The organism is Pseudomonas sp. (genome assembly GCF_030147005.1).
Classification (GTDB): Bacteria; Pseudomonadota; Gammaproteobacteria; order Pseudomonadales; family Pseudomonadaceae; genus Aquipseudomonas.
Genome location: NZ_JASLAW010000126.1, coordinates 1 through 5267, shown reverse-complemented (window position 1 = coordinate 5267; position 5267 = coordinate 1). Strand labels below are relative to the sequence as shown.

Below are 5267 nucleotides of genomic sequence, written 5' to 3'. Positions count from 1 at the left end.
CTGCTGCATCATCATGCCAATTAAATGGCGCCCTGGATTGAAGGCCAATATCGAATGGGAAGTCGATCCTGATCCCTTCGCAAAGATGCCTCCTCTTGGAACAGAGGCGTTTAAGGTTGCGATGGCTAAAGCGGAATCCAGCTTCCATCGCCACAGCGCGACAGTGGATATTCCGGAATGGCTGGGAACTGAATCTTGTGACCTTAAAGTGCATTTTTTGACTTGCAATAAAGTAAAAGTTACTACTTCGTGTTGGGCTCCCATCTCACCCAACTATCCAATCAAGGACCCTATGGGAGTGAAGGAGCCAGCCGTATGTCCGAAGTAAAACAAAACTCAAAGGCTACCGCTTGGGGGCCACCGTGCTTTCCGGAAAGTGGCCGTTTGCCTACCGACATATCGCCGGTGACTGCTAATTATGCTAAGCAAACTTTCGAGGAGAAAATGTTTTGCCAAGGAACTGATGCCAGAGGACAGAAGCGGCATTCCGAATGCTGTCACAGTCTACATGTCAGCCTGTTCTTCGACGGCACTAACAACAATGACGACAACGATACTCAAAAAAAACATCCCAGCAATATCGCCAAGTTATTTCATGCATCGCTTAGAGGTAGAAATGCAGAGGAAGATGGTTATTTTTCCTATTATATGCCGGGTGTGGGTACGCCTTTCCCCGAAATTGGCGAACTGGATTACAGCGAAGGCGGGCTGAAATATGCCACTGGCGGTGAGGATCGCATCAATTGGGCGTTTGCGTCCTTAGCGAATGCACTGATGCTCGCATTGACTAAGCAAGAGCTATCCAAAGCCGACAGAAAGAAAGCCGTCATGTCCATGAGCACCTCAAAAGCCCCACTGATGAGTGCCCTAGGCCGTGCGAATCGGCGGCGGACTATGAATGAGTTATTGGCCCCGTTGCGGGCCCTGACGGAAACTGCCAAGCCTCGCGTGCTGGGGGTCAAACTGTTTGTGTATGGCTTCTCCCGGGGAGCGGCAGAGGCCCGCACTTTTATCACTTGGTTGAGTCAGTTGTTCGACACCCCGGTTGGGGCAGAGCTGCCCGCGCAACGTCTGATTGGCCTGCCGGTCAGCGTCGAATTTCTTGGCGTGCTGGATACCGTGGCCTCTGTGGGTATTGCCCATGCGGCGCCGTTTTTCGCCGGGCATATGGATTGGGCCGATGACACCCAGTTGCTGCCGGATGCACAGCGCTTCCCTGGACTGGTCAAGTGTTGTCGGCATTTCGTCGCGGCCTTCGAGCAGCGTTCCTGTTTTCCTCTGGATTCGATCCGCAACGAAGACGGCCGGTATCCAGCCAATACTTATGAAGTGGTGTACCCCGGCGTGCATTCCGATGTCGGGGGTGGTTACCCGCAAAGTGACCAGGGCAAGGCGCGTGGCGGCACTCACGAGTTGGTGTCACAGATTGTGCTGCACGACCTTTATGCCGCTGCTTTTTCAGCAGGAGCGCCGCTTCAAGTGTTGGAAGCAGTTCTGCCCAAAAATCTGTTGTCGCAGGCGCAATGGCGAAGCATGGGGCGCGATACGTTACGAGAATTCAACGTTAGCCCTGTAGTAGTCGAACGCTTCAACGCCTGGAGGAAGAAAACCCTCCCAGCTATCACCGACGAAAACTCCGTTATCAATCCCGCCTGGAACTACACGCCACAGCCTTTGAGCACCACCGTAGAAGACACGCTCGCCGCTCAACTGAGCTGGATCACCGGCTGGCGGATTGGCCGCTTTGCCAACGATGACAAAGGTGATAACGACAGCTACAAACGCCAGCCGTTTTTCACCCAGGCCATAGAATTCACCCCTTACAAAGACAGCCAGGAGAAAAAGGCTAACGAGGACTTACGCGCCGCTGCCGTGGAAGCGCGCAGCAGCAACCCAATGCACGCCGGCCCGCCCATCTACGAACCACAAATCGACCAGACCCAGCTCAGTCAGGCCGCCGCTGAGTTCAAGTCTGACTACACGAGGCAGAAACGCGAGCAGACCAGCGCGGCCGGTACGTTTCTCGATGTGGTGTTGCGCGATGCGGTCTACCTGCTCAATGAGGATGATGAGCGAAAAGACCACGAAACCCTCAGTGCAGAGGGTAAGCGGCGCAGCGAACAGCTGTTTCGTGATGCTCACGGCACACCCAGCCTCGACGCCGACATGGCCCTGTTGGTGGCGTTGTTCGATGACCAGATACACGACTCGCGCGCCTGGTTCATGCACGACGCGTTGGCAACACGGGAGATGTGGGCCGGTTATTTCTTTTACCGGATGACCTACTTCGGCAACGACAACAGCCGCGACCTGTCCCCGGTTCTGGTGGCCGGTCGGATACTGGGCGTGGCGATGATTGCCGGTGCCACGGTCTACGGTATCAAGCGTGCTGGAGCGCTGGGTGGGATCGGCGGATTGGCGACGGGTATCGGCGTGGCGGGCATTGGCTATCAGGTGATCGACAAGGCGACCGGCAGGGTGGTGCCATTCTTGCCCGGCGCTGAGCAGTTGCTTAAGCCGTCCAGCCATATTGGCCAAGTGGTCGCCGAGCAGAAACGCCAGATCGCACTCGATGACTATGTACAGCGCATCGAGCAAACCAATGCCATGTTGCGCGAGATGGGCAGTCTGGTCGAGCAGGCTGGGGAGGTGGTCTCATGATGCCCCTGGTACGCATGGGCGACCCGTTGCGCCCCTTCGGCGGTGAGGTGTTGTCGGGACACTACGAGGCCTTTGGTAAGCCGGTGGCTTGTGTAGGCGATCAAGCCCGCTGCAATTTGCATGGAATCACGCACATTGTCGAGGGTGCGTCTGGCTCGACCATCGACGGTAAAGCCGTGGCGCTTGATGGGCATCGTTGCGCATGCGGTTGCCAGTTGGTGAGCACCCTGGCGGCCACGTCGATGATTGTTGCGCCATGAACCGTCCTCCTGAATACCCCGACGTTATCGAACCGGGCGAACCACGCTGGCGGCGTTGGTGGCTAGGGTTGATGTTGCTGATTGGGGCGCAGTCGGCAGTCTTGCTGGTGCTGTGGCCCAAGGAGCAACCGCGCCTGGAGTTTTGGCTCTGGAGCGCGCTGCTGCCGCTGTGTTGGGCGCTGGTGCTGGCGGTGCGTGTGTTGGTGTGGCAGATCGCGCTGTTCAACCGAAAGGTGTTTTTGCTCACTTTGGCGGCTGAGACGCAACGTTGGTGGCAACGGCGCTCCTTGGGCCTGCCGGTACAGGATGTGTTGTTGCTGGGGCCTGCGGGCGATGAGCAAGCGAATTACCAGCGTCTGATGACAGGCGTTCTCCCGTCCGAGCCCGCAATGCCGTCCGGTGCCAGGCAACTGATGTTGCGTTGCCCATTATCGCTGAGCGTGATTGCCGAACGCGCGCCGGCGTTAGCTCGGCGCCTGGCCCGGATGACGCTGACGCTTCCCGACCTGTCCGAACGCTGGCCGCAATTGCGGGCGATCGCCTGGGTGGGGGATGAGAGCAGCGAAGCTGCTTTCGTGCAGGTGTTGACCCAGGCGGGCGGCGTATTGCCCGAGGCCCGTTTGCCATTACAGAACCTGACTGATCTGGACGACGTGATCGATGCTTTCCAGCGTGATTGCCGTGGCGAGGGCGACTGGTTGCTGTGTGCCGGTGTGCTTTCGGTGCAGGACGCAGAAGCGCATGAGGTGCCCGGTGAAGCGGGTTTTCTCTGGCGGGTGTGCCGAGAGGGTCGGCAGTTGTTGCACCGAGGCGAATACCAGGCAGGTGAGTCGCCTGCCGAACTCTGCACTCAGTTGCAGCGTTACGCCGGGCTGCAAGCGCCGCCGGCCACTTGCCTGGCGCTGGATAACACCAGCCAGGAAGTGTTTGCCGGGGGCGGTTGGTCGGCGGCCCAGCATCAACTGAGCGGGCAATGGGGCGTGTTGGCGCATCTGGCTCCGTTTATCGGCATGTCCCTGGCATTGCTGCAAGCGGGGAAGGCAGGTCAGCCCTGTGGCTGGCTGAGCCAGGATGGGAATAAACGATTGGCGATTGGGATGGCGGTGCCTTATGGCAACAATTAAGGACGTGGGTAAGGGCTCGCTAGTTCGCGTGGGGTTGGGTTATTTACTGATCATGACCCTGCTGGTACTGCTCGGTGGCGTGGTGTACAGCGTGTGCGGCGGCTATTTTGGGTGGCCGCAACTTGCGCTCGAACAGTTGCTGCTTTGGGGCTTGGGCGTGTGGTTCGCGCTTTGCTGGTTCTGCCCGGTCATTCTGCTGGCCTGGGATTGTCTGGTGGTCCGCCAGGCGCTGCGGGTTGTGGGGCCGACTGTCGAAATGCCAGGCACGCCATTGAGCTCGGGGGCCTCCCCACTAGACGCGTCGGCGGCAGGAGAGCTGCGCGATCATCTACGCGACCGCTACGGCCTCTTCTGGCGCCGCAAAGTCCGCTTACTCCTGATCATCGGCGAGCCCGCTCACATCGAAGCCATCGCCCCGACCCTGGCCGCGCAGCGCTGGCTGGACGGGCAAGGCACCGTCCTGTTGTGGGGCGGCAGTGCGCAGTCAGTGCTGCATCAGTCATTCCCGAAACACTGGGTCGGCCTGAGTCGCTGGCGTGCGCTGGACGGCGTGGTTTGGGCATTGAACAGCGCCCAGGCCGCCGATGATGCCGCGATGGCCGCGGGCGTGCGCCAGTTGCAGAGACTGGCCCGTGGCTTGCGCTGGCAGTTGCCGTTGTACCTGTGGCAGGTCTGCGACAGTAAATGGTCTCAAGCTGGCCGCCAGGCGCAGCCGGTCGGCTGTCGATTGCCTGCGCGCTTTACGGCGACGGTATTGGAGGCCGCTTTGAATGGGCTGTCGGAGCCTTTGCGCCGCGAAGGTCTGGCGCAGATGAACACTGTGATGACCCATGACTTTCTGCTGCGCCTGTCCCGCGATCTACAGGCCGAGGGCATCGTCCGTTGGCGTCATGCCCTCGCCCCGTTGACTGGCGAGTTTGCCGGTGGCGTGCCGTTGCGCGGCCTATGGTTCAGCCTGCCAATACTGCCTGCGGAGCGCATGCCCAAGCATTTCTGGGCGGTGGAGGCCGCGTGGCGCGGCATCCTTGAAGACAAGCGCACCACGCCCCGTCGATTGGGCTGGAGCGCGCCCCGAATCACCTATGCGCTGACGTTGGGATTGGCCGCGCTGTGGGGCGCGGGACTGCTGCTGTCGTTCGTCGGCAACCGTGTGCTGGTCGATCAGGTTCACACCTCACTGGCTGCGTTGCAGCAACCGGCCAGCAGCGACGAACAACTGAAT

At 59.7% G+C, this 5267-nt stretch carries 4 protein-coding genes and 1 pseudogene; all 5 read left to right on the top strand.

All coding sequences use genetic code 11. The features are described 5' to 3' along the window. Positions 1-328 (top strand): DUF3304 domain-containing protein (locus Q1V60_RS11460; RefSeq protein ID WP_300630337.1); only part of this gene is annotated, 328 nt, incomplete at its 5' end. Next, the gene (locus Q1V60_RS11455; RefSeq protein ID WP_300630335.1) at positions 316-2661 is read left to right on the top strand and encodes a DUF2235 domain-containing protein; all 2346 of its coding nucleotides are present in this window, start codon (positions 316-318) and stop codon (positions 2659-2661) included. The genes Q1V60_RS11460 and Q1V60_RS11455, both read left to right, overlap by 13 nt. Next, positions 2658-2921: a PAAR domain-containing protein gene (locus tag Q1V60_RS11450; RefSeq protein WP_300630334.1), complete on the top strand. Its 264-nt coding sequence runs from the start codon at positions 2658-2660 to the stop codon at positions 2919-2921. The genes Q1V60_RS11455 and Q1V60_RS11450 overlap by 4 nt, the downstream gene beginning before the upstream one ends. Beyond that, complete coding sequence (locus tag Q1V60_RS11445; RefSeq protein ID WP_300630333.1) at positions 2918-4045, top strand: hypothetical protein; 1128 nt, start codon at positions 2918-2920, stop codon at positions 4043-4045. The genes Q1V60_RS11450 and Q1V60_RS11445 overlap by 4 nt, the downstream gene beginning before the upstream one ends. Further along, positions 4032-5267: pseudogene (locus Q1V60_RS11440) on the top strand (type VI secretion protein VasK); the annotation flags it as partial. The gene Q1V60_RS11445 and the pseudogene Q1V60_RS11440, both read left to right, overlap by 14 nt.